Below are 21886 nucleotides of genomic sequence, written 5' to 3' on the forward strand. Positions count from 1 at the left end.
CCCACCCTCGCAAACCCTGATCTGCTTTTCGCACCTGCGTTGGAGCTTCGTTTATCAGCGCCCACAACATCTTATGTCGCGATTCGCGCGCGACCACCGTGTGCTGTTCGTCGAGGAGCCGATCCACAACGACACGCCCGAGCCCTGGCTCGACGTGCGCGAGGACGAAGGGGTCCATGTCCTGGTGCCCCGCCTGCCCGCCGGCCTGGACGGCGAGGCGGCCATCACCGCCCAGCGCCAGCTGCTCGACCGCTATCTGGCCGAGGAGGGGGTGACCGACCCGATCCTCTGGTACTATACGCCGATGAGCCTCGGCCTGTCCGGCCATCTGCGCGGGGCGCTGGTCGTCTATGACTGCATGGACGAGCTGTCGGCCTTCCATGGCGCGCCGCCGGAGCTGGTCGAGCGCGAGCGCGAGCTGATGGCGCGGGCCGACGTGGTGTTCACCGGCGGCGTCAGCCTCTACGAGGCCAAGCGCACCCTGCACCCCAACGCCCACGCCTTCCCCAGCAGCGTCGACGTCGCCCATTTCGCCGCCGCCCGCGGCATCGTCGAGGAGCCCGCCGACCAAGCGGCCATTCCGCACCCCCGGCTCGGCTTCTACGGCGTCATCGACGAGCGGCTGGACATCGCCCTGTTGGACGCCGCCGCCGCCGCGCGACCGGATTGGCAATTCGTCCTGGTCGGCCCGGTGGTGAAGATCGACCCGGCCGACCTGCCCCGCCGCCCGAACATCCACTATCTCGGCCCGAAGAGCTACGACGACCTGCCGCACTATCTGGCGGGCTGGGACGTCGCCCTGATGCCTTTCGCGCGCAACGAGTCCACCCGCTTCATCAGCCCGACCAAGACGCCGGAGTATCTGGCCGCCGGGCGCCCGGTCGTCTCCACCTCCATCACCGACGTGGTGCGCGGCTACGGCGACAGCGGCGTCGTGCGCATCGCCGACGCGCCGGAGGATTTCGTCGCCGCCGTCGAGGCTTCCCTGGCCGACGCCGCCGACCCGGAGCGTCTGCGCGCCACCGCCGACCATGTCCTGCGCGACATGTCCTGGGACAAGACCCAGGGCCGCATGAAGACGCTGATGGAGCAGGCCCGCCAGCGCGGCCGCGCCGCGCCGCCGGCCCACCGTCCGGCTTCCGCCATTCACCCGGCCCCCCATGCGACCCGGCACGTCAACGGCCGCGCCGCCGGCCGCCGCTCCGGTTTCGACTACCTGATCGTCGGGGCGGGCTTCGCCGGCAGCGTGCTGGCGGAACGGCTGGCGGCGGGGCTGAACAAGCGCGTGCTTCTGATCGACCGGCGCCCGCACATCGGCGGCAACGCCTACGATCACTACGACGACGCGGGTGTGCTGATCCACCGCTACGGCCCGCACATCTTCCACACCAACGCCAAGCCGGTCGCCGACTATCTGTCGCGCTTCACCAAGTGGCGCCCCTACGAGCACCGGGTGCTGGCGCGGGTGGACGAGCGGCTCGTCCCCATCCCGATCAACCGGACGACGGTCAACCAGCTGTACGGGCTGGACCTCGACGAGGCCGGCGTGGCGGAATTCCTGAAGAGCCGGGCGGAACCGGTGGCCGACGTCCGCACCTCGGAGGACGTGGTGGTCGGTGCGGTCGGGCGGGAGCTGTACGAGAAGTTCTTCCGCGGCTACACCCGCAAGCAATGGGGTCTCGACCCCTCGCAGCTCGACAAGGCGGTGACCGCCCGCGTGCCGACGCGGACCAACGACGACGACCGCTATTTTGGCGACAGCTTCCAGGCGATGCCGCTGAACGGCTACACGCGGATGTTCGAGAGCATGCTCGACCACCCGAACATCAAGGTGATGCTGAACACCGACTTCGACGACGTGCGCGACGAGATCGCCTATGACCGCATCGTCTTCACCGGTCCGATCGACGAGTATTTCGGGCACCGCTTCGGCAAGCTGCCCTACCGCTCCCTGACCTTCCGGCACGAGACGGTCGACCGGGAGTGGTTCCAGCCCGTCGCCGTGGTGAACGAGCCGTCGGAGGCGGTGCCTTACACCCGCGTCACCGAATACAAGCACCTGACCGGGCAGAGCCACCCGAAGACCAGCATCACCTACGAGTATCCCTCCGCCCAGGGTGATCCCTACTACCCGATCCCCCGGCCGGAGAATCAGGAGCTGTTCCGCAAGTACCAGGCGCTGGCCGACAACACGCCGGACGTCATCTTCCTGGGACGCCTCGGCACCTACCGCTACTACAACATGGACCAGGTGGTGGCGCAGGCGCTGGCGGTCTACGCCCGCCTGGAGAAGGAGGAGCAGCAGGGCCGCGGTCTCGCCGCCGCCGCGCGGGCCTTCGGCTCGCTGGGCGCGGAGCGGGAGGTGCGGGTCGCGGGGATGGGGGATTAGGCGGAGCGCGCGCACCCTTGCCCCCACCCTTCCCACCCCCGCTGCGCGGGAGAGGGAGCTTAATCCCCTCCCCTGCGCAGCGGGGGAGGGTTAGGGAAGGGACAAGACTCCGCACACCCCGAACGCCAAAAAACATAGAGCACCCCCCATGCACTTCCCCACCCTGTTTGACAGCGCCTTCCTTGGCGGCTTCGAATGCTCGACGCACCGGCGGCATGACGGGCGCCGGCTCGACCTGATCGCGGCGACCGGCCACGACCGGCTGGCCGCCGAGGACTACCGGCGCATGGCCGCCCACGGCCTGCGCAGCGTGCGCGACGGCGTGCGCTGGCACCTGATCGAGACCACGCCGGGCCACTACGACTGGTCCAGCCTGCTGCCCATGGTCCGCGCGGCGCGCGAGGCGGGGGTCCAGGTGATCTGGGACCTCTGCCATTACGGCTGGCCGGATGACATCGACGTCTGGCGGCCCGCCTTCGTGGAGCGCTTCGCTTGCTTCGCCGGGGCCGCCGCCGCCCTGCTCCGCGACGAGGGCGTGGAAGCGCCCGCCTATTGCCCGGTCAACGAGATCTCCTACTGGGCCTGGGCCGGCGGTGACATGAAGCGCTTCAACCCGATGGCCGAGCGCCGTGGAGCCGAACTCAAGCACCAGCTCGTCCGCGCCAGCATCGCGGCCATCGACGCGATCCGCGCCGCCGACCCGCGCGCCCGCATCGTCCAGGTCGATCCGGTCATCAACGTGCTGCCCCGCCCCGACCGCAAGGGCGACGCCGGGGCCGCGGAGGAGGCCCGGCTGGCCCAATACGAGGCGTGGGACATGATCGGCGGCTACGCCTGGCCGGGGCTGGGCGGCAAGCCGGAGTATCTGGACGTGATCGGGGTGAACTACTACTCCGACAACCAGTGGTTCCTGAAGGGCGGTACCATCGGGCGCGACGACCCGCGCTACCGTCCCTTCGCCGACATCCTGGCGGAGGTCCACCAGCGCTACGGCCGCCCGATCCTGGTGGCCGAGACCGGCGCCGAGGGCGACGCCCGCGTGCCCTGGCTCGACTACGTGACGGGGGAGGTGATCACGGCCTTGAAGGCCGATGTGCCGGTGGAGGGCGTCTGCCTCTACCCGATCCTCGACTATCCCGGCTGGGCCAACGACCGCCATTGCGAGACCGGCCTCTACGGCCTGTGCGACGAGGACGGCGGACGTTGCCTGTATCAGCCGCTGGCCGCCGCCCTGGAGCGCGCGCAGGCCCGCATCGGCGCCCTGTCCGGCCAGCCGCAGTTCGGTCGTTCGGAACTCCAGGCGGCTCAATGAGCGGTTCGAGCAAGGACACCATCCCGGACCGTCCCGGTCGCTTCCTGCTGCGCTACATCCGGCGGCGGCCCTGGTCATTCGGCGGGCTGTTCTCGGTGATCGTGGCGGCGGCGGGCTGCGCGGTCGCCGTCCAGTACGGGATGAAGCTGCTGATCGACGCCATGGCCTCCCCCGACCGGGCGGCGGCGGACGTCTGGACGCCGCTCGGCCTGTTCCTCGGCTTCATCGCCGCGGAGAACGTGCTGTGGCGGCTGGGCGGCTGGCTCGGCTGCCGGACGGTGCTGGCGACCGGCGTGGACATGCGGCTGGACCTGTTCCGCCACCTGACCGGCCATTCGATGCGCTACTTCTCGGAGCATCTCGCCGGGTCGCTGGGCAACCGCATCGCCGCCACCGAGAACGCCGCCACCACCATCTTCCGCACCCTGACCTGGAGCATCGTCCCGCCGGTCACCGACTTCCTGGGGGCGGTGCTGGTGCTGCTGACCATCCATTGGGGCATGGCGGCGGCGCTGGTGATGTTCGCCGTGGTGGTTGCCGTCGCGATCGTCGGCCTGGGACTGCGCGGGCGGACGGTGCACCACGCCTTCGCCGAGCAGTCCGCCCGCACCAACGGCGAGCTGGTCGACGTGGTGTCCAACGTCTGGACGGTGAAGGCCTTCTCCGCCCGCGGGCGGGAGCGCGAGCGCCTGCGGCAGGCCTTCACGGTGGAGGCCGGGGCGCACCGCCGCAGCTGGATGCATCTGGAGAAGACCCGCGTCGTCCATGACGTCTGCCTGTGGGTGATGGCCGGGTCGATGCTGCTGTGGGCGCTGCTGCTGTGGCGGGACGGCACGATCACCACCGGCGACGTGGTGATCGTCAGCGCGCTCACCTTCCGCATCCTGCACGGCTCCCGCGACCTCGCCTTCGCGCTGGTCACCGCCACCCAGCAGGTCAGCGCCATCGACGAGAGCCTGCGGGTGATCGCCCGCCCCCACGACGTGCTCGACCCCGTGCCGGCCGAGCCCGCCAAGCCCGGCGGCGGCGCCATCGCCTTCGAGAACGTGTCCTACCGCTATCCCGAAGGGCGCAAGGTCCTGGAGGATTTCAGCCTGACCATCCCGGCCGGGCAGAAGGTCGGTCTGGTCGGCCCGTCCGGGGCCGGAAAGTCCACCATCATCAGCCTGATCCAGCGGTTGGACGACGTGCAGCGCGGCGACATCCTCATCGACGGCCAGCCGCTGACCGCGCTCGCCCAGGACGACCTGCGGGCCAAGATCGCCGTGGTGCCCCAGGACATCGCGCTGTTCCACCGCCCGATCCTGGAGAACATCCGCTACGGCCGCCCCGACGCCAGCGACGAGGAGGTGTTCGAAGCCGCCCGCCACGCCTTCTGCGACGGCTTCATCCGTCAGCTGCCGGAGGGCTACGGCACGCTGGTCGGCGAGCGCGGCGTGCGGCTGTCGGGCGGGCAGCGGCAGCGGCTGGGCATCGCCCGCGCCTTCCTGAAGAACGCGCCGATCCTGATCCTCGACGAGGCGACCTCGGCCCTCGACACCCAGTCGGAGCAGGAGATCCAGGCGGCGCTGACCGATCTGGCCCAGGGGCGGACGGTCGTCGCGGTGGCGCACCGCCTGTCCACCGTATCGGCCTTCGACCGTGTGCTGGTCCTGGTGGACGGCCGCATCGCCGAGGACGGCCACCCCACCGAGTTGCGGCGTCGCGGCGGTTTGTTCAACTCCCTCTGGCAACTCCAGGCGCAGGGCTTCGCAGCGGAATAGCCGGAACCTGTCCGGCGGCCTCCGCACCGTGGCGCGGAGGCCGCATCAGCCGTAACGGTTAGGGAAGACCGCCCTTCGATGGGCTATCTTTCCAGGCGTCGTGTGTTAAGACACCAGACGCAACTTCGCCTCGGCCCGAAAGCTCGATGAAAGCCACGACCGACGATAGCATCCCCGAACAAGGCGCACGCATTCCGCGAAAAAGCCGTGGGGCAGGCCCATGACGGACCTGCCGGTGATCGGTGGCGACCTCGATTTCCTGTCCGGCGGGGGCGAAATGGGGGAGCGGATGCGCGCCCACGACTGGGCGTCCACGGCGCTCGGGCCGCCGGAAGGCTGGCCGCAGAGCCTGCGCACCATCGTCAGCGTCGTCCTGTCCTCCCGCCAAGCGATGTTCGTGGCCTGGGGTCCGGAGCTGTCCTTCCTCTACAACGACGGCTACGTGCCGATCTTCGGGTCCAAGCATCCGGAGGCGCTCGGCCGTCCCTTCGCCGAGGTGTGGTGGGACATCTGGCCCCAGATCCGGCCGCTGGTCGACCGCACGCTGGCCGGCGAGGCCTCCTGGTACAAGGATCTGCTGATCCCGATGGAACGCCGGGGCTTCCGCGAGGACGCCTGGTTCACCTTCTCCTACACCCCGGTGCGCGGCGAGGACGGGCGCATTCCGGGCATGTTCTGCGCCGCCATCGAGACGACCTCGCAGGTGCTCGCCGCTCGGCGCACCGCGTTCCACCTGAAGCTGGAGGCCCGGCTGCGCCAGCTCTCCGACCCGTTCGCCGTGGCCGCGGCGGCGGAGGAGGCTCTGGGCCGTCACCTGGGGGTCAGCCGCGTCGGTTACGGCGTGGTCGACGAAACCGCCCGCTTCTTCACGACGGAGCGGAACTGGACCGACGGCAGCGTCGACCACCAAGCCGGCACCCATGACCTGCTGAACTTCGGACCGGAACTTCTGGACACGCTGCGCAGCGGCGGGACGCTGACCATCCACGATGCCGCGGCGGACCCGCGCTTCGCCACACCGGACCGGCAGGCCGCCTTGGCCGCGCTGAACATCGCCTCCGCCATCACCACCAGCCTCGTGAAGAATGGACGGATGGTCGCCCTCCTCTACGTCCACGACCGGAAGCCCCGGCACTGGCACCCCGACGAGGTCCGTCTGGTCGAGGAGGTGGCGGAGCGCACATGGTCGGCGCTGGAACGCGCCCAGGCGGAGGAATCGCTGCACCGCGCCAACGCCCGTCTGGCCGCGGAGGGGGAGCAGATGCGCAACCTCTTCCGTCAGTCGCCCAACTTCATGTGTGTGCTGCGCGGCCCCGACCATGTGTTCGAGCTGGCCAACGATTCCTACCGCCGTCTGGTCGGCGACCGCGCGCTGATCGGCAAGACGGTGCACGAGGCCATGCCGGAGGTCGCCGGCCAGGGTTTCTTCGAACTGCTGGGCCGCGTCTACGACAGCGGGGAACCCTTCGTCGGCCACGCCCTGCCGGTGCGGGTCGTCCGCCACCCCGGCGCGCCGGTCGAAGAACGCTTCATCACCTTCATCTACCAGCCGATCAAGGACGCCGACGGGCGGGTGACCGGGATCTTCTGCGAAGGCAGCGACGTCACCGAGGCCAAGCACGCCGAGAACGCGCTGCGCGACCTGAACGCCACGCTGGAGCAGCGCGTCGCCGAACGCACCGCCGACCGCGACCGCATGTGGCGCCTGTCCACCGACGTCATGCTGGTGGCCCGCTTCGACGGCACCATCAACGCCGTCAATCCGGCCTGGACCAGTCTGCTGGGCTGGACGGAAGAAGAGTTGGCGGCGCGCAGCTTCCTGGACTTCGTGCATCCCGACGATCTGGAGCGCACGCGGGCCGAGGCGTCGCGGCTGGGCGCCGGACACATCACGCCGCGCTTCGAGAACCGCTACCGCCACAAGGACGGCCATTATCTCTGGCTGTCCTGGGTGGCCGTGCCGGACGAGCGCTTCATCCACGCCGTGGGCCGCGACATCACCGCCCAGAAGGAGGCCGACGCCGCCCTGCGGCAGACCGAGGAGCAGCTTCGCCAGGCCCAGAAGATGGAGGCGGTCGGCCAGTTGACCGGCGGCGTGGCGCACGACTTCAACAACCTGCTCCAAGCGCTGGAAGGCTGCCTGTCGATGATCGGGCGCCGCACCGGGGAGCCGCAGGTCCATGCCCTGCTCGACGCCGGCCAGCAGGCGGTGGGGCGCGGGGCCAAGCTGGTGCAGCAGCTCATGGCCTTCGCCCGGCGCGACAGCCTGCGTCCGGAATCCATCGGCGTGCGCGACCGGCTGCTCGCCATGTCGGCCCTGCTGGAGCGGGCGCTGCGCGCCGACATCGCGCTGGACCTGCGCCTCGGCGATGACCTCTGGCCCGTCGAGGTCGATCCGACCCAGTTCGAACTGGCGGTCATCAACCTCGCCGTCAACGCGCGCGACGCCATGCCGGCCGGCGGGCGCCTGACGGTGGAGGTGGTCAACGCCGTGTTCCCCCAGGGCGACCCGCGGGGGGTGGAGGGCGACTTCCTGCACCTGTCCGTGTCGGACACCGGCTGCGGCATGCCCGCCGCGGTGGCCGCCCGCGCCTTCGAGCCGTTCTTCACGACCAAGGACCTCGGCAAGGGGACGGGGCTGGGGCTGGCCCAGGTCTACGGCCTCGCCCGGCAGGCCGGCGGCACCGCCTGGATCGACAGCGCGCCGGACCGCGGCACGACGGTGCATCTTCTGCTCCGCCGCTCCGGCGTCGCTCCGGCCGAGGAGCCCGCCCTCCCCGCCGCCATCGTGCCGCCGCCGGGCGGGGCGCGGCGCCATGGCTGCGTTCTGGTGGTCGAGGACGACCCCATCGTCGCCATGACCGTCAGCACGGCGCTGGAGGACGCCGGGTTCGCCGTGCTGTCCGCCGCCAACGCCGAGGAGGCGCTGCCCCACCTGTCGGACGACGGGGTCGACGTGCTGCTGAGCGACGTGGTGATGCCCGGCGGGATGAGCGGCATCGACCTCGCCCGCGAAGCCCGCGAGCGGCGGCCCGGCCTGCCGGTCATCCTGGCGACCGGCTACAGCGAGGACATCGCCCGCGCCACCGGCATCCCGGTGCTGGCGAAGCCCTACCGGATCGACGATCTGGTCGGGCGGATCGATGCGATCCTGATGGGCGAGATCGAGGCGTACAAGATCGGAAAATGAAAAAGGCGGAGCCCCCCGGGAAGGAGGGCTCCGCCTTGGCCGGCCGCGATCCGGTCCTCAGATGTGGTCGGAGGACAGGATGGCCTCGGCGTCGCCGCCGGTGCCGCGGCCCGGCAGGACCGCGTTCAGGACGACGCCCATCACCGCCGACAGCGCCATCGAGGAGACGACGAAGCCGCCGTCGCCGAACTTCAGCGACGCCCCGCCGATGCCGATCACCAGGATGGTCGAGGAGATGAGCAGGTTGCGCTTGTTGCCCAGATCCACCTTGCCCTCGATCAGCGTGCGGATGCCCGAGGACGCGATGACGCCGAACAGGGCGATGGACACGCCGCCCATCACCGCCGTGGGGATGCTCGACAGGAAGGCCGACAGCTTGCCCACGAAGCCCAGGATGATGGCGAGCGTCGCCGCCCCGCCGATCACCCACACGCTGAACACGCGCGTCACCGCCAGCACGCCGATGTTCTCGCCGTAGGTCGTCGCCGGGGGACCGCCCAGCGCGCCCGCCACCATGGTCGCCACGCCGTCGCCGAACACCGAGCGGTGCAGGCCCGGATCGGCGATGAAGTTGCGGCCGACGACGCGGCTCAGCACGATCTGCCCGCCGATGTGCTCGGCGATGGTGACCAGCGCCACCGGCGCCACCAGCAGGATCATCGCCCAGGCCGAGACGCCCTCCTTCATGCCGGAGAACAGCAGGTGGAAGTCGGGCATCCGCAGGAAGGGCGCCGCGGCGACCGGTCCGAAGTCCACCATGCCGAAGACCACGCCCAGCGCATAGCCGGTCAGGATGCCCAGCAGGATCGGCACCACCGTGAAGAAGCCGCGCAGCACGATGGAGTAGAGGAAGATGCTGCCCAGCGTCGCCAGCGCCAGCAGGAAGTGCGGCAGGCTGTACTCGCCGCCCCCCGCGGTGTTCTGCGCCATGCCCACGGCGACCGAGGCGAGGCCGAGGCCGATCACGACGATCACCGGCCCGACGACGATGGGCGGCAGGATGGCCAGCAGCCAGCGCACGCCGAAGGCGCGGATCAGCAGGGCGACCGCCACATAGACCGCTCCCGCCGCGCAGGCCCCGACCAGCGCGCCGCCGGTCCCGCCGATCTGGGTGGCGGCGACGATCGGGCCGATGAAGGCGAAGGAGGAGCCCAGATAGGCGGGCAGCCGCCATTTGGTGAAGGCCAGATAGATCAGAGTGCCCAGGCCGCTGGTGACGAGCGCCACCGACGGGTCGAGGCCGGTGAGGATCGGCACCAGCACGTTGGCGCCGAACATGGCGAAGAGATGCTGGAGACTGAGCAGGAGGAAGGTGGCCGGGGGCGGACGGTCGTGGACGTCCAGCACCCGGTCGCGCGGGGCTGTCATGAACTGCGGTTCCCGTATCGGTGGTTGCGCGGCAAGGGTTACTCCGTGGCGGGCTGCCCGGTCAAACGCCACCATGCGGAATTTTTCGGCACAAGGCCGCCACAGGGTCCGGCGGCCCCGTCATAGGCGTGAAAACATTCCTTCGTTGCCTCGCCATGGGCCATTCGTTAGTATGATGTTTGATAAAAATTCCCGTGATTGGACATGAAACTGCGTCCCCGCACGCGATGCGGGTTTAAGCGCCTGCTTCTAGAGTGACCGACCCCATGGCCGACGAACTGTTTGCACAACTTACAGACACCCTTTCGTCGGCGAAGACGGTGGAGGAGCTGACCCGCCCCCTGCTGTCGCTTCTGGAGCTGGTGACGGAGCTGGAGGCCACCTACCTCACCCGGATCGAGCTGGAACACGGCATCCAGCGCATCCTCTTTTCCTGCAACACCAAGACCCTGAACATTCCCGAAGGGCTTTCCGTCCCGTGGGAGGGCACGCTGTGCAAGCGGGCGCTCGACGAGGGGAAGCTCTACACCGACGACGTGCCCGGCTGCTGGGGCGACTCCGAGGCGGCCGCCGCGCTGGGCATCCGCACCTATGTCAGCACCCCCGTCCATCTCGACGACGGCAGCCTGTTCGGCACGCTCTGCGCCGCCAGCTCGGAGCAGAAGCCGCTGACGCCCAAGGGGGAGCAGGTGCTGCGCCTGTTCGCCTCGCTGATCGCCCTCCACATCCAGCGCGAACAGCTCCTGTCCCAGTTCCGGGAACTGAACGCGGCGCTGGAATCCTACTCCTTCACCGACGCTCTGACCGGCCTGCCGAACCGGCGCGCCGTTGTCGCGGAGTTGCACCGGCTGTTCGCCATGGCCGAGCGCGCCGGGCAGAGCGTGCTGATCGGCTTCATCGACCTGGACGGCTTCAAGGCCATCAACGACACCCACGGGCACGAGGCCGGCGACGAATTCCTGACGGAGGTGGGGCGGCGCATCGGCGCGGGGCTGCGGGCCGGCGACACTCTGGGCCGGCTGGGCGGCGACGAGTTCATCATCGTGGGCATGGGCGCCACGCCCGGCGCCGAGGGTGACGAGGCGGCCGACGCGCTGCGCGAGCGGGTGGAACCGCTGATCCGTGGCACCTACCGCCTGAGCGGCTGCGCCTTCGACTATCCGGGGGCAAGCGTCGGGGTGGTCAGCGCCGACCCCGGCACCACGACGCCGGAACACGCGCTGCGCGCCGCCGACGCCGCCATGTATGTGCAGAAGAGGATCCGGCGGGCCACCCGGGCCTGAGGCCGTACGCGGAGGATTTTGCCTTACGGGCCGCCGGCCGCGCTCCACGGATCGGGAGCGGTCACTTCATAGGGCTGGGCGACGCCGCCCATCGACATCGCGTGGACGGAATTGCTGGAGAAGCCGCAGGCCTGCTCCGGATTCACGGCGGCGTTCGGACGGAAGGCGTAGGGCCGCGGCGCGTCGGGTGACACCGAGGTGGCCTTGGTCCGCACGACCAGCCCGTGGCCCGACGGAACGCTCTGCTCCACCCAGATCCACAGGACATCCGGGTTGTCGCGGAAGCGGGCCAGCAGGGTGGACAGCGCCTCCGTGCAGGCAGCGTGCTCGAGCTGGTGGGCGCCGCGGTCGATGATGGCCGAGGCCGGTCCGGACGTGGACGCGTCCGCGGGATTCCAGGTGACCGCCATGAGACCGGACAGAGCGATGCCAGCGATGGAGGTTCCCCAGAGAACTCCGGCATCGAAACCGGAATCACCGTGACGGCTGGAATGATCGCGCATCGTGGCCCCTCTAAAAAACACTCAACCGCGGCAGCCGGCGTCTGCTTGTCCCTGTCTGTTTGACAGGAACGCAGGCCCGTGACCTTGATCCAGAACAAGCACCTTACGGTCTCGTCCGGTTCATTGCTTATTGTGCACCGCAACATGCGCCCGTCAACACCCACCGGAAGCATGGCAGGGCTGATTCCGCGCGCTTTCACGCCCGCGTGGCGATGAACGCGGCAATTTGCCGCTCCTCTGTGCCGGAGCACTCTGCGACCGGCGGATGCACCGCCGGCCGGCTGGCTTCCAAACAACGTCCCCGGCGGCGACATGGTTCCCCGTCGCCGTCCGATTCGCCAACAAAGTCAGTTGGTTATCCTTACGCACAGTCAGGATTACAAACGAAGTCCGCCCTGCAATCCCACGCCCGCCACGTCGATTGCCGGCACCCGGACGCCATTCCCTTTCGCCCGCGCCGCCGCCGCGCGCTATGGTGCGCCCGGCGGTCACCGGATCGGCAAGAGTCCGGGACGCCCGCAAGAAGAACACGAGACAAAGAGCACGAGAACCGGAAGGGACGAGCATGAGTGACGAGACCCCCAGCCGCCGCGCCGCCGCGGCCTTCGCCCAGACCGCTGACGCCGCGACCCCCGTCGCCTTCACCGATCTGGTGGCCCTTCTGGAGCGCATCTTCCGGCGCCACGGCACGTCGGAGCGGGTGGCGGCGATCCTGGCGGAGAACTGCGCGTCCTGCGAGCGCGACGGCTCGACCAGCCACGGCGTGTTCCGCATCCCCGGCTACGTCGGTTCGCTGAAGAGCGGCTGGGTGAACGGGCGGGCCGAACCGGCGGTGGAGGAGGCCGGCCCCGCCTTCCTGCGCGTCGACGCCGCCAACGGCTTCGCCCAGCCCGCCTTCCTGGCCGCCCGCGGCCGCTTCCTGGAGATGGTGCGCGACAGCGGCGTCGCCGTGATGGCGATCCGCAACTCCCACCATTTCAGCGCCCTGTGGCCGGACGTCGAGCCCTTCGCGCGGGAGGGGCTGGTGGCGCTCTCCTTCGTCAACAGCTTCGCCTGCGTCGTGCCGCCGGGCGGCAAGGCCGCCGTCTACGGCACCAACCCGATGGCCTTCGCCACCCCGGTCGCCGGCGGCGACCCGATGGTGTTCGACCAAGCGGCCAGCTCCATGGCCAACGGCGACGTGCGCATCGCGGCGCGCGAGGGGCACGTCCTCCCCTCCGGCTCCGGCGTCGACCGCGACGGCAAGCCGACCACCGACCCCAAGGCCGTTCTCGACGGTGGCGCCCTGCTGCCCTTCGGCGGCCACAAGGGCGGCTCCATCGCCTTCATGATCGAGGTGCTGGCGGCGGCTCTGACCGGCGGCAAATACTCGCGCGAGGTGGACTGGTCGGCCCATCCCGGCGCCGAGACGCCCTGCACCGGCCAGCTCTTCGTCGTCATCGACCCGGAGCGCGGCGGGACCGGCGCCTTCGCCGACCGCGTCGCCGGGCTGATCGGGAACGTCAGGGAAGCGGGGCAGGACCGCATGCCGGGCGAGCGCCGCTACGCCCGCCGCGCCCGCACCCTGCGCGACGGCATCCCGCTGGCCCCCGCCCGGCTGGCCGAACTGCGCGCCCTGGCCGGCGACGCCTGACGCCCCTTCCCTCCTCCAGACCCGGTCGATCCCCGCCATGACGACGCCCACCATCGCCACCCTGTCCCGCCAACTCGATACTGGCGCCACCACCAGCCGCCAGCTCGTCGACTCCGCCCTCGCCGCCATCGCGGCCGGGGGCGGGGAGGCGCGCAAGACCTACACCGCCGTGCACGCCGAGCAAGCCCGCGCGGCGGCGGACGCCCAGGACCTACTGCGCCGGGCCGGGCAGCACCCCTCCCCGCTGGCCGGCCTGCCGATCTCGGTCAAGGACCTCTTCGACGAGGCCGGGCACGTCACGCGGGCCGGGTCGCGGGCGCTGGAGGGCGCCGCCCCGGCCAGCCGCGACGCCGACGCGGTGGCCCGGCTGCGCGCCGCCGGGGCGGTGGTCGTGGGGCGGACCAACATGACCGAGTTCGCCTTCTCCGGCGTCGGCATCAACCCGCACTACGGCACCCCCGGCAACCCCGCCGATCCCGCGCGCATTCCCGGCGGCTCGTCGTCGGGCGCCGGGGTGTCGGTGGCGGCCGGCCATGTCCCGCTGGCGCTGGGCACCGACACCGGCGGCTCGGTCCGCATCCCGGCGGCGCTGTGCGGCATCGTCGGCTTCAAGCCGACGCAGCGCCGGGTGTCGCTGCGCGGCGCCCTGCCGTTGTCCTGGTCGCTCGATTCCATCGGGCCGCTCGCCCGGACGGTGGAATGCTGCGCCATCGCCGACGCTGTCCTGGCCGGCGAGGCGGAGTGGGTGCCGCCGCCGGTCGGACTGGCCGGGCTGCGCTTCGCCGTGCCGCAGACCGTGGTCCTCGACGGCATGGAGGACGCGGTCGCCTCCGCCTTCGACGCCGCCTGCCGCCGCCTGTCGGAAGCCGGGGCGCGCATCGTCGAGATTCCCATGGCGGAGCTGGCGGAGATCGGCCCGGCCAACGCCAAGGGCGGCCTGCCCGCGGCGGAGGCGGCCCACTGGCACCGCGCGCTGCTGGCGGAGAAGGGCGACCTCTACGACCCCCGCGTCCGCGTCCGCATCGAGCGCGGCCAGACCATGAGCGCCGCCGACTACATCGAGGTGACGCAGCGCCGCGCCGACCTGATCGCCCGCACCGACCGGATCACGGCGGACTACGACGCGCTGCTGATGCCGACCGTGCCGCTGCTGGCGCCGCGCATCGACGCCTTCGCCGAGGACGCCGAGTTCGCCCGGCTGAACCTGCTGCTGCTGCGCAACTGCGCCCTGTTCAACTTCCTGGACCGTTGCGCCATCAGCCTGCCGATGCAGCGGGCCGGCGAGTTGCCCAGCGGCCTGATGCTGGTGGGCGCCGCGGGGGCCGACCGACGCCTGCTGTCCATCGCCGCCGCGGTGGAGCCGGTGCTGGGCGCCTGACGCGACGGGTGTTCTTCTGATGGGGGCGGCGCAACCGCCCCCATCAGAATTTCCCATCAGAATCCAAGGGCGCTGCCGTCCTTGCGGTGGTCCGAGCCGGCGATCAGCAGGCCGGCCGCGTGGTCGATCCAGATCGCCTGCCCGCCGCCCATCGGCTCGTCCCGGCGAACCACCGCGTGGCCGCGGCGCGCCAGCTCCGCCGCCGTCTCCTCCGCCACGGTGGGCTCGATCTCCAACACGCCGTTGAAGGCGAAGCTGCGCGGCTGGTCGATGGCCGTCTGGACGTCCAGCCCGCGGTCGAGCAGCGCCGACACGAAGGCGCCGTGCCCGGCCGCCTGGTAATGGCCGCCCATCACGCCGAAGGGGCAGACCGCGCGCCCGTCCTTGCGGATCAGGCCGGGGATGATGGTGTGCAGCGGGCGGCGGCGCGGCGCGAGCGCGTTGGGGTGCCCCTCGGCCAGGCGGAAGGAGGTGCCGCGGCTGTGCAGGAGGACGCCGGTCGCCGGGTCGAGCTGCACGCTGCCGAAGCTGTGGAAGATCGAATTGATGAAGGAGATGGCGTTGCCGTCGCGATCGACCACGCTGAGGCAGACCGTGTCCTTGTGCTCCGCCTCCGTCCACAGCGCGGGCATCTGGGCACGCGCCGGGTCGATGCGGCGGCGCAGCGCCGCCGTCGCTTCCGCCGACAGCAGCGTGGCGGCAGCCTCCGGACCGCCCTCCCCCACCAGAACGTCGCGGTGATGATAGGCGAGCTTGGTCGCCTCGGCCTGCAGATGGTGGCGGTCGGCGTCGCCGACCGACGGCGACAGGTCGAAGCCGCCCAGCGTGTTCAGGATCATCAGGGCGGCGAGGCCCTGGCCGTTCGGCGGGCACTCGAGAATCTCGTGGCCGCGGTAGTCGGTGGCGAGGGGCGTCACGTACTCCGCCCCATCCTGCGCCGCCGCGAAGTCCTCCAGCGTGTGCAGCCCGCCGCGGGCGCGCAGGAAGCCGACCAGCGAATCCGCCGTGGCTCCCGTGTAGAAGGCCGCCGCCCCGTGCGCCGCGATGTCCCGCAACCGCTGGCCGAGCAGCGGCTGGGTATGGCGCTCGCCGGCGCGGGGCGCGCGGCCGCCGGGCAGGAAGACGGCGCGGCAGCCCTCGTCCACCGACAGCAGTGGGACCGCCATCGCCCAGTCCTGGGCCACCCGCGGGGAGACGCCGTAGCCCTCCTCGGCGTAGCGGATGGCGCGGAGGAAGACCCGGTCGAGCGGCAGCCGCCCATGGTCGGCGTGCAGCCGCGTCCAGGCGGCGACGGCGCCCGGCACGGTGACCGCGTGGGCGCCGTGGCGCGGGATCTCGCCGGTGACGCCCAGCCCGGCCAGACGCTCCACGCTCGCGGCGGCGGGCGCCCGGCCGCTGCCGTTCAGGGCGACCACCGGCCCGTTGGCCGGGGCGTAGAGGGCGAATCCGTCGCCGCCGATGCCGGTCATGTGCGGCTCGACCACGCATTGCACCGCGACGGCGGCGATGGCCGCGTCCACGGCGTTGCCGCCCGCCGCCAGGATCTCCAGCGCCGCCGCGCTCGCCAGCGGGTGCGAGGTGGCCACCGCGGCCTCCGTCGCCACCAGCGCCGACCGCCCGGGCCGGCAGAAGTCACGATTCACGACGGGGCGCCCTCCGGAACGGGAAACGGGTCAGTGCGGGTCGCGGCGCAGGGGAATGACGCGGCGGTTCCGGGTCTCCGGCTCCTTCGCGGCGTGGATCTGCACCTTCTTGAGCTGGATGACGTACCGCTCGGCGCCGTTGACCATCACGGCGATGACGGTCGGCCCGTTCGCCCAGTCGCTGGGCACGAGGTGAAGTTCCTTGATGCGCGCGGTTCCCGCGGTCAGCTCCGCAAGGTCCAGAACCTCGTCCCCGGCGCGAAACCCCAGATATTCATCGACGATCATGGCGTCCGGCGGCAGTGTCTTGGCAGTGATCCCAAGCCTACCAGCACGGCGGGCGGCGGGCCACCGTACAGGCCGCCGCCCGGCGCTTTTTCATAGGAAGCCTTACGAACGGCGCGTCATACGGCGACGCGCGTCAGGTGGCGAAGCGAGTCATATGATTGTCCCAGCGGAAGTCGGCCAGCCTCAGGCCGTCGCCCGGCAGGTCCGGCGCCGCGCCGACCGTCCGGAGAGTGCCCAGCCCGCTGCTCGCCAGGAAGCCGTCGCCGTCCGGGGCAATGCCGCAACCGTCGGGCAGCGCCGCCGACCCCAGCCACGCGCCGGTGGCGTCGTCCCACAGCCCGATGATGCCGCCCTTGGGCGAGCTGGCCGCGACCTTGCCCTTGTCGGCGGCGACGCTGCCGATGTAGCCCTCGAAGCGGGACAGCTCGTCGTCCGGCGTCTCGAACAGGCGCACCGCCCCGCCGCCCGGACGGTGCGTGCCGGTCAGCGGCTGGAGCATGCCGATGGGCCGCTCGTCCTGCGCGCCGAAGGCGATGCCGCCGTCGGCCAGGGCGGCGATGTGGCGGATGCCGAGATTCGCGTGCTCCTCGGGCAGGCGCACCTGATCGAGCAGCCTCCCGCTCGCCACCTCGACGTAGGTGATCGAGGAGTCCATCTCGTCCAGGTTCAGCTTGGCGCGGCCGGTGTCCGGGTGGGTGATGACGCCGCCGTTGGCGACCGCCAGCACCGTGCCGTCGGCGATCATCAGAAGCTCGTGCGGCCCCAGCCCGTGGGTCGGCATCGCGCCGACGCGGCGGTAGCCGTCCATCGCGTCGTAGACGCCGATCGACCCGGTCTCGCGCGGCACGTCGTCCTCCGCCACGTAGAGCAACCGCCCGTCGGCGGAGAAGGCGCCGTGGCCGGTGAAGCGGCGGTCGTCCGGCGCGCGGATCACCGGCCCCGGACGCCCGTCAACCAAGGACAGCGGCATGAGCCAGCGCCCCGGACGGCGGGCGAAGGCGACCGCCTCGGCCCGCGTCGGGTGCGGGACGACGCCATGGGCGCGGCCCGGCGTCGGGGTGGTGAAGCGCAGGCCGCCCGCCCCGTCCAGCGCCGCCACGCCATAGTCCGGCGAAGCCGCGGCGGTGGCATAGGCGTTGAGGAACAGCGTGCCACCGGCGGTCTCCGCCCGCGCCGGCCCCAGGAGGGCGCCGAGCAGACCGCCTCCAAGAAGACCGCCGCCAATCAGGAACAGGGTGCCCCGGCGGGTCGCGTCCATCGCTCAGTCTCCATCCAGTTCGTTGAAGCCGATGCTGATGTCCAGCAGCGGCGCGACGGTGCCGGTCAGCAGGTTGCGCAGGTCCTTCGCCCGTTGCAGGGTGGCCTCCACGGTCTTGCGCTTGGCCGGATCGGCGACGGCGACGTTGATCGGCGCGGGGATCGCCTCGGCGGCGCGGATCGCGGCGGCGAAGCCGTCCTCCAGCGCGCGGCGGGCCTGGGCTCCGGCGTCGCCGGCGGGCAGCAGCGCGGTCAGGCCCGGTCCCCCGCCCTCGCCCAGCAGCAGGGCGCGCAGGGCCTCCAGGTTGATGCGGACGTTGCGGGCCGACTGGCCGCTGCGCAGCGCCTCGGCCACCGCCGGCTTGGCCTCCCCGGCGTTGGGGCCGAGCGGCGCCAGCAGCTTCTGGTCGGCCACCACCTGCAGGGCGGTGAGCGACCCGGTGAAGAGGACGTTGACCGCCGACCCGGCGTCGGGGCCGAGCGCGGTCGGCTCCCCGGCGGTCAGCGGCGCCTCCAGCGCCGTCCAGCCGTCCCGGACCTCGCGGGTGATGGTGAGGACGTTCTGCGCCACCGCGGCGGCCAGAGCGCCGCGGAAGCGCCCGGCCTCGTCGCCCTGGAACGACGCGGCGGTGACGCCCTCGTCGAACAGCAGCCGCTCCAGCGCGGTCAGCCCCTGCACCGCGGCGCTCTGGCGGGCCAGCCCGCCCGGCTCCAGCAGCTTGGGGTCGCGGGCCTTCAGCATGGCGAGGATCTGGCGCTGCACCACCCCGGCCCGCTCCGGCCAGAAGGCGATGCGGTCGGCGCGCAGTTCCATCGACAGCGGCCCGGCGCGCAGGTGCTGGACTCCGGCCCAGGCGTCGTAGACGGCGCGGTGGGCGGCGCGGCAGCTCTCCAGCCCCTCCGCGGTCGGCGCCGCGGCGAACCGGGCCAGCCGCTCCGCATAGACGCCGGCGGCCCCGGCCAGCGCGTCGAAGCGCGGCAGGGCATGGGTTCGGACCAGCCCGCCCAGCACGGCGGCGTCCCCCGCCGGCTCCCGCGCCGCCAGGGCGAGCTTGCCCGGCAGAAGGATCGACAGGGCGGCGGCCGACATCAGGCCGATCATGCGGCGGCGTTGCATCTCATCACCTATGCCATTCAAACCATGTGGACTTTAGAGCCCCAGAACGAAACGCACCAACTTTTCCCGGTCGCCGCGCGGCAGCGCCATGAAGGCGCCGCGCGCCGTGTCCGCCTCGCCGCCGTGCCACAGGATGGCCTCGGTGACGCTGCGCGCCCGCCCGTCGTGGAGCAGGGCCAGCTTGCCGTCGGAGTCGGCCAGCCGCCTCATCCCCCACAGCGGCGTCGTGCGCCAGTCGCGGCCCCGCGCCTCGCCCATCGCCACGCCGTCGGCCAGATCCTCGCCCAGGTCGTGGAGCAGCAGGTCGCTGTAGGGGAAGATCGTCCGGCGGGACAGAGCGGGATGCGCGGCGTCCTCCGCCGTGGTGAAGGAGGGGCGGTGGCAGGAGGCGCAGCCGGCGGCGGCGAACAGCGCGCCGCCCGCCGCGTCGCGCGGCGCCTCCAGCCCGCCGTCGGGCGGCAGGGTGCGCAGATAGCCGTCGATCAGCCCGATCACCGTGGAGGGGATCTCCAGCCCCTCATACTGCGGGGAGTCGCCGTGCGGGGCGTTCCGGCACTCGGTCTGCGCCGGGGTGCAGTCGCCCCAGGGCTCCGGATAGGCCGGGGTCGACATGCCGATGTCGAGGCTGAAGGCCTCCGAATTCTGGCGGTGCAGCGTCGGGTGGACGGCCTTCCAGCCGAAGCGGCCGAGCTGCCGCGTGCCCTCCGGCGCCACCCAGTTGGGGCGTCCGGCGATGCCGTCGCCGTCGCGGTCCTCCGGATCGGCGCCGGCCAGGATGTCGGCCTCGGGGATGCGCTCCAGCAGGCCCATGCCGCGCACGGACGGGGCGATGCGGGCCGAGATCGCCGTCGCCTCGGCCAGCGGCCCGTAATTGAGGTCGGTGACGGTCACCACCGGCCGGCGCAGCGTCGCCGTGCCGCCGTCGGGGAAGCGCACCGTCTCCTCGCGGTAGCTCAGGGACGGCTTGCCCTCGACGGCGAAGCCGAGCACCGCGTTGGTCTGGATCTGCCGCCCGTAGACGGGGTCGCCGCTGAGCTTCAGCGCGTAGCCGACGCCGCGGTCGTCCGGCGTGTCGGGGTCGGGCGGGCGCCCCTGGCGGGCCGCCGGGTGGCAGGCGGCGCAGGAGCGGGCGTCGTAGAGCGGGCCCAGCCCGTCGTTGGCGTGCGTCACCGTCGGGGCGCTGACCCACATCCGCCGGAACAGCTTCTCGCCGATCCGGGTGTCGAGGTCGCCCGCCACCGCCGGCAGGGCCGGCAGCAGGGCGAGCAGGAAGGCGAGGCGGGCTTTCATCGGTCGGACGGGCATCGGTCGGGCGGAGGGCCCCATTCCATGACGTTCAAAAGGCCGGGCTGCGGCCCCTCCCCCGCGCGGGCGGTCGGCGGGGAGCGGACAACGCCGCCCCACGCGGGAAGAAGGGTCGCAGCCCATGGTCACCGGCTTGCTTGCCGACGCCTTACTTACCGACGGCCGACGGGTTGTCGAGGCTGTCGGAACCGGCCAGCTCGACCGAGACGCCCAGGGCGGCGACAACGCTTTCCAGGGCCTTCTTCTGGTCGACCAGACGGTCCACCGCGGTCGCGATGATCGCGTTGCCCTCGGCGTTGTCGGTACCGATCATCTGGTCGTAGGCCATCTTGCCGCTGTCGGCGGTGTCCTTCATGACCTTCATGGCGGCGGTGGTGGCGGTCATCGCCTCCTTCACCTTGGCGTCGGCCTCCGGCGCGGTGGCGGCGACATACTGCGACAGCGACGGGCCGGTCACGACCTTGCCGTCCACGCGGGTGTAGCGCCCGTTGTAGACGTTCACCATGCCGACCTGGTCGTAATAGTGCGAGTTGTGCGTGTTGTCGGAGAAGCAGTCATGCTCCTCCTCCGGGTCGTGCAGCATGAGGCCGAGCTTCATGCGCTCGCCGGCCAGCTCGCCGTAGCTGAGGCTGCCGAGGCCGGTCAGGATGCGGGCGACGCCCTCCGACTCCTTGGCCTTGGCGATGGAGGCGCGGGCCTTGCCCTTGGCGCCCCAGGCCTTGGCCATCTCCTCCAGATCCTCGACCAGCATCTGGGTGGCGACGGTCAGGAACTGGGCGCGGCGGTCGCAATGGCCGTTGGTGCAATCCTTGCCCTTGGCGTAGTCGGTCGCCTTACGGTCGCCGGCGCCCGGGCCCGTGCCGTTCAGGTCCTGGCCCCACAGCAGGAACTCGACGGCGTGGTAGCCGGTCGCCACGTTGGCCTCGACCTTGCCGGCCTCGTGCAGCTTGTCGGCCAGCAGCTCCTTGGTGATCTTGCGGGCGTCGATGGTCTTGTCGCCGGCCTTGATCTTCGGGTTGGCGATCACGTTGGCCTTGGCGAAGGGGTTGCTGTCGCCGCCGGCGTAGCTGTCGTCCACATAGTCGATCAGGCCCTCGTCGAGCGGCCAGGCGTTGACCTTGCCTTCCCAGGCGTCGACGATCGGGTTGCCGAAGCGGAAGGCCTCGGTCTGCATGTAGGGGACGCGGGCGTTCAGCCAGGCCGTGCGGGCGGCGGCCAGCGTCGCCTCCGACGGGTTGGCCACCAGCGCGTCGACGGCCTTCTTCAGCGCCTTGGCGGTGCTGGCGGAGTCCTCGTAGCTGGCCTGGGCGATGTCGGCGTAGGTCTTCACCACGTCCTTGTAGGCGGGCTTGGACGACTGGGCGTCGGCGGCGAGCGGCGCCAGCGCGATGAGAGCCGCGGCGGCAAGGCCGGAGGCGTGCTTGAACATGAAGGTCTCCTCAAGCGTCGGTGATCGT

Annotated in this window: 15 protein-coding genes; 7 read left to right on the forward strand and 8 right to left on the reverse strand. The window is 71.4% G+C overall.

Annotated features, from left to right (window positions below; all coding sequences use genetic code 11):
- Positions 1 to 73: 73 nt before the first annotated feature.
- The 4 genes from glf to ABVN73_RS26375 all read left to right on the forward strand — a co-directional run bounded on the left by glf (position 74) and on the right by ABVN73_RS26375 (position 8654).
- Positions 74 to 2389, forward strand: coding sequence for a UDP-galactopyranose mutase (gene glf, locus ABVN73_RS26360; protein WP_353861546.1), 2316 nt, complete (start codon positions 74 to 76; stop codon positions 2387 to 2389).
- 148 nt (positions 2390 to 2537) lie between these two features.
- The gene (locus tag ABVN73_RS26365) at positions 2538 to 3701 is read left to right on the forward strand and encodes a beta-glucosidase (protein WP_353861547.1); all 1164 of its coding nucleotides are present in this window, start codon (positions 2538 to 2540) and stop codon (positions 3699 to 3701) included.
- On the forward strand, positions 3698 to 5464 hold the full coding sequence (locus ABVN73_RS26370; protein ID WP_353861548.1) for an ABC transporter ATP-binding protein: 1767 nt from the start codon (positions 3698 to 3700) through the stop codon (positions 5462 to 5464). The genes ABVN73_RS26365 and ABVN73_RS26370 overlap by 4 nt, the downstream gene beginning before the upstream one ends.
- A 220-nt stretch (positions 5465 to 5684) precedes the next feature.
- Positions 5685 to 8654 carry a PAS domain-containing protein gene (locus ABVN73_RS26375; RefSeq protein ID WP_353861549.1) on the forward strand — a complete coding sequence of 990 codons (2970 nt, stop codon included), beginning with the start codon at positions 5685 to 5687 and terminating at the stop codon, positions 8652 to 8654.
- Between the two features lie 57 nt (positions 8655 to 8711).
- On the opposite strand, the gene ABVN73_RS26380 is transcribed toward ABVN73_RS26375, so the two are convergent.
- A complete protein-coding gene (locus ABVN73_RS26380; RefSeq protein ID WP_353861550.1) occupies positions 8712 to 10022 on the reverse strand; it encodes a solute carrier family 23 protein in 1311 nt (436 codons plus the stop codon).
- A gap of 266 nt (positions 10023 to 10288) precedes the next feature.
- On the opposite strand from ABVN73_RS26380, the gene ABVN73_RS26385 reads away from it, so the two are divergent.
- Positions 10289 to 11305: a sensor domain-containing diguanylate cyclase gene (locus tag ABVN73_RS26385; RefSeq protein WP_353861551.1), complete on the forward strand. Its 1017-nt coding sequence runs from the start codon at positions 10289 to 10291 to the stop codon at positions 11303 to 11305.
- Between the two features lie 23 nt (positions 11306 to 11328).
- Here the strand turns inward: ABVN73_RS26385 and ABVN73_RS26390 are convergent, their stop codons facing one another.
- Complete coding sequence (locus ABVN73_RS26390; protein ID WP_353861552.1) at positions 11329 to 11808, reverse strand: hypothetical protein; 480 nt, start codon at positions 11806 to 11808, stop codon at positions 11329 to 11331.
- 565 nt (positions 11809 to 12373) lie between these two features.
- On the opposite strand from ABVN73_RS26390, the gene ABVN73_RS26395 reads away from it, so the two are divergent.
- Positions 12374 to 13441 (forward strand): Ldh family oxidoreductase, encoded by a 1068-nt coding sequence (locus ABVN73_RS26395; RefSeq protein ID WP_353861553.1) that lies wholly within the window; start codon positions 12374 to 12376, stop codon positions 13439 to 13441.
- A gap of 37 nt (positions 13442 to 13478) precedes the next feature.
- On the forward strand, positions 13479 to 14819 hold the full coding sequence (locus tag ABVN73_RS26400) for an amidase (RefSeq protein WP_353861554.1): 1341 nt from the start codon (positions 13479 to 13481) through the stop codon (positions 14817 to 14819).
- Between the two features lie 56 nt (positions 14820 to 14875).
- Here the strand turns inward: ABVN73_RS26400 and ABVN73_RS26405 are convergent, their stop codons facing one another.
- The 6 genes from ABVN73_RS26405 to ABVN73_RS26430 form a co-directional block, all read right to left on the reverse strand.
- Positions 14876 to 16462 carry a gamma-glutamyltransferase family protein gene (locus tag ABVN73_RS26405; RefSeq protein WP_353861555.1) on the reverse strand — a complete coding sequence of 529 codons (1587 nt, stop codon included), beginning with the start codon at positions 16460 to 16462 and terminating at the stop codon, positions 14876 to 14878.
- 30 nt (positions 16463 to 16492) lie between these two features.
- Positions 16493 to 16750, reverse strand: coding sequence for a hypothetical protein (locus ABVN73_RS26410; protein WP_094306058.1), 258 nt, complete (start codon positions 16748 to 16750; stop codon positions 16493 to 16495).
- A 133-nt stretch (positions 16751 to 16883) separates the two neighbouring features.
- Positions 16884 to 18008, reverse strand: a complete 1125-nt coding sequence (locus tag ABVN73_RS26415; RefSeq protein WP_353861556.1) for a DUF1513 domain-containing protein — start codon at positions 18006 to 18008, stop codon at positions 16884 to 16886.
- Between the two features lie 3 nt (positions 18009 to 18011).
- On the reverse strand, positions 18012 to 19124 hold the full coding sequence (locus ABVN73_RS26420) for an imelysin family protein (protein ID WP_353861557.1): 1113 nt from the start codon (positions 19122 to 19124) through the stop codon (positions 18012 to 18014).
- Positions 19125 to 19157: 33 nt separating this feature from the next.
- The gene (locus tag ABVN73_RS26425) at positions 19158 to 20414 is read right to left on the reverse strand and encodes a di-heme oxidoredictase family protein (protein WP_353861558.1); all 1257 of its coding nucleotides are present in this window, start codon (positions 20412 to 20414) and stop codon (positions 19158 to 19160) included.
- Positions 20415 to 20577: 163 nt separating this feature from the next.
- Positions 20578 to 21858: an imelysin family protein gene (locus tag ABVN73_RS26430; protein WP_353861559.1), complete on the reverse strand. Its 1281-nt coding sequence runs from the start codon at positions 21856 to 21858 to the stop codon at positions 20578 to 20580.
- Between the last annotated feature and the right edge of the window lie 28 nt (positions 21859 to 21886).

Origin of the sequence: Azospirillum formosense (assembly GCF_040500525.1) — a bacterium.
GTDB classification, from domain to species: Bacteria; Pseudomonadota; Alphaproteobacteria; order Azospirillales; family Azospirillaceae; genus Azospirillum; species Azospirillum formosense_A.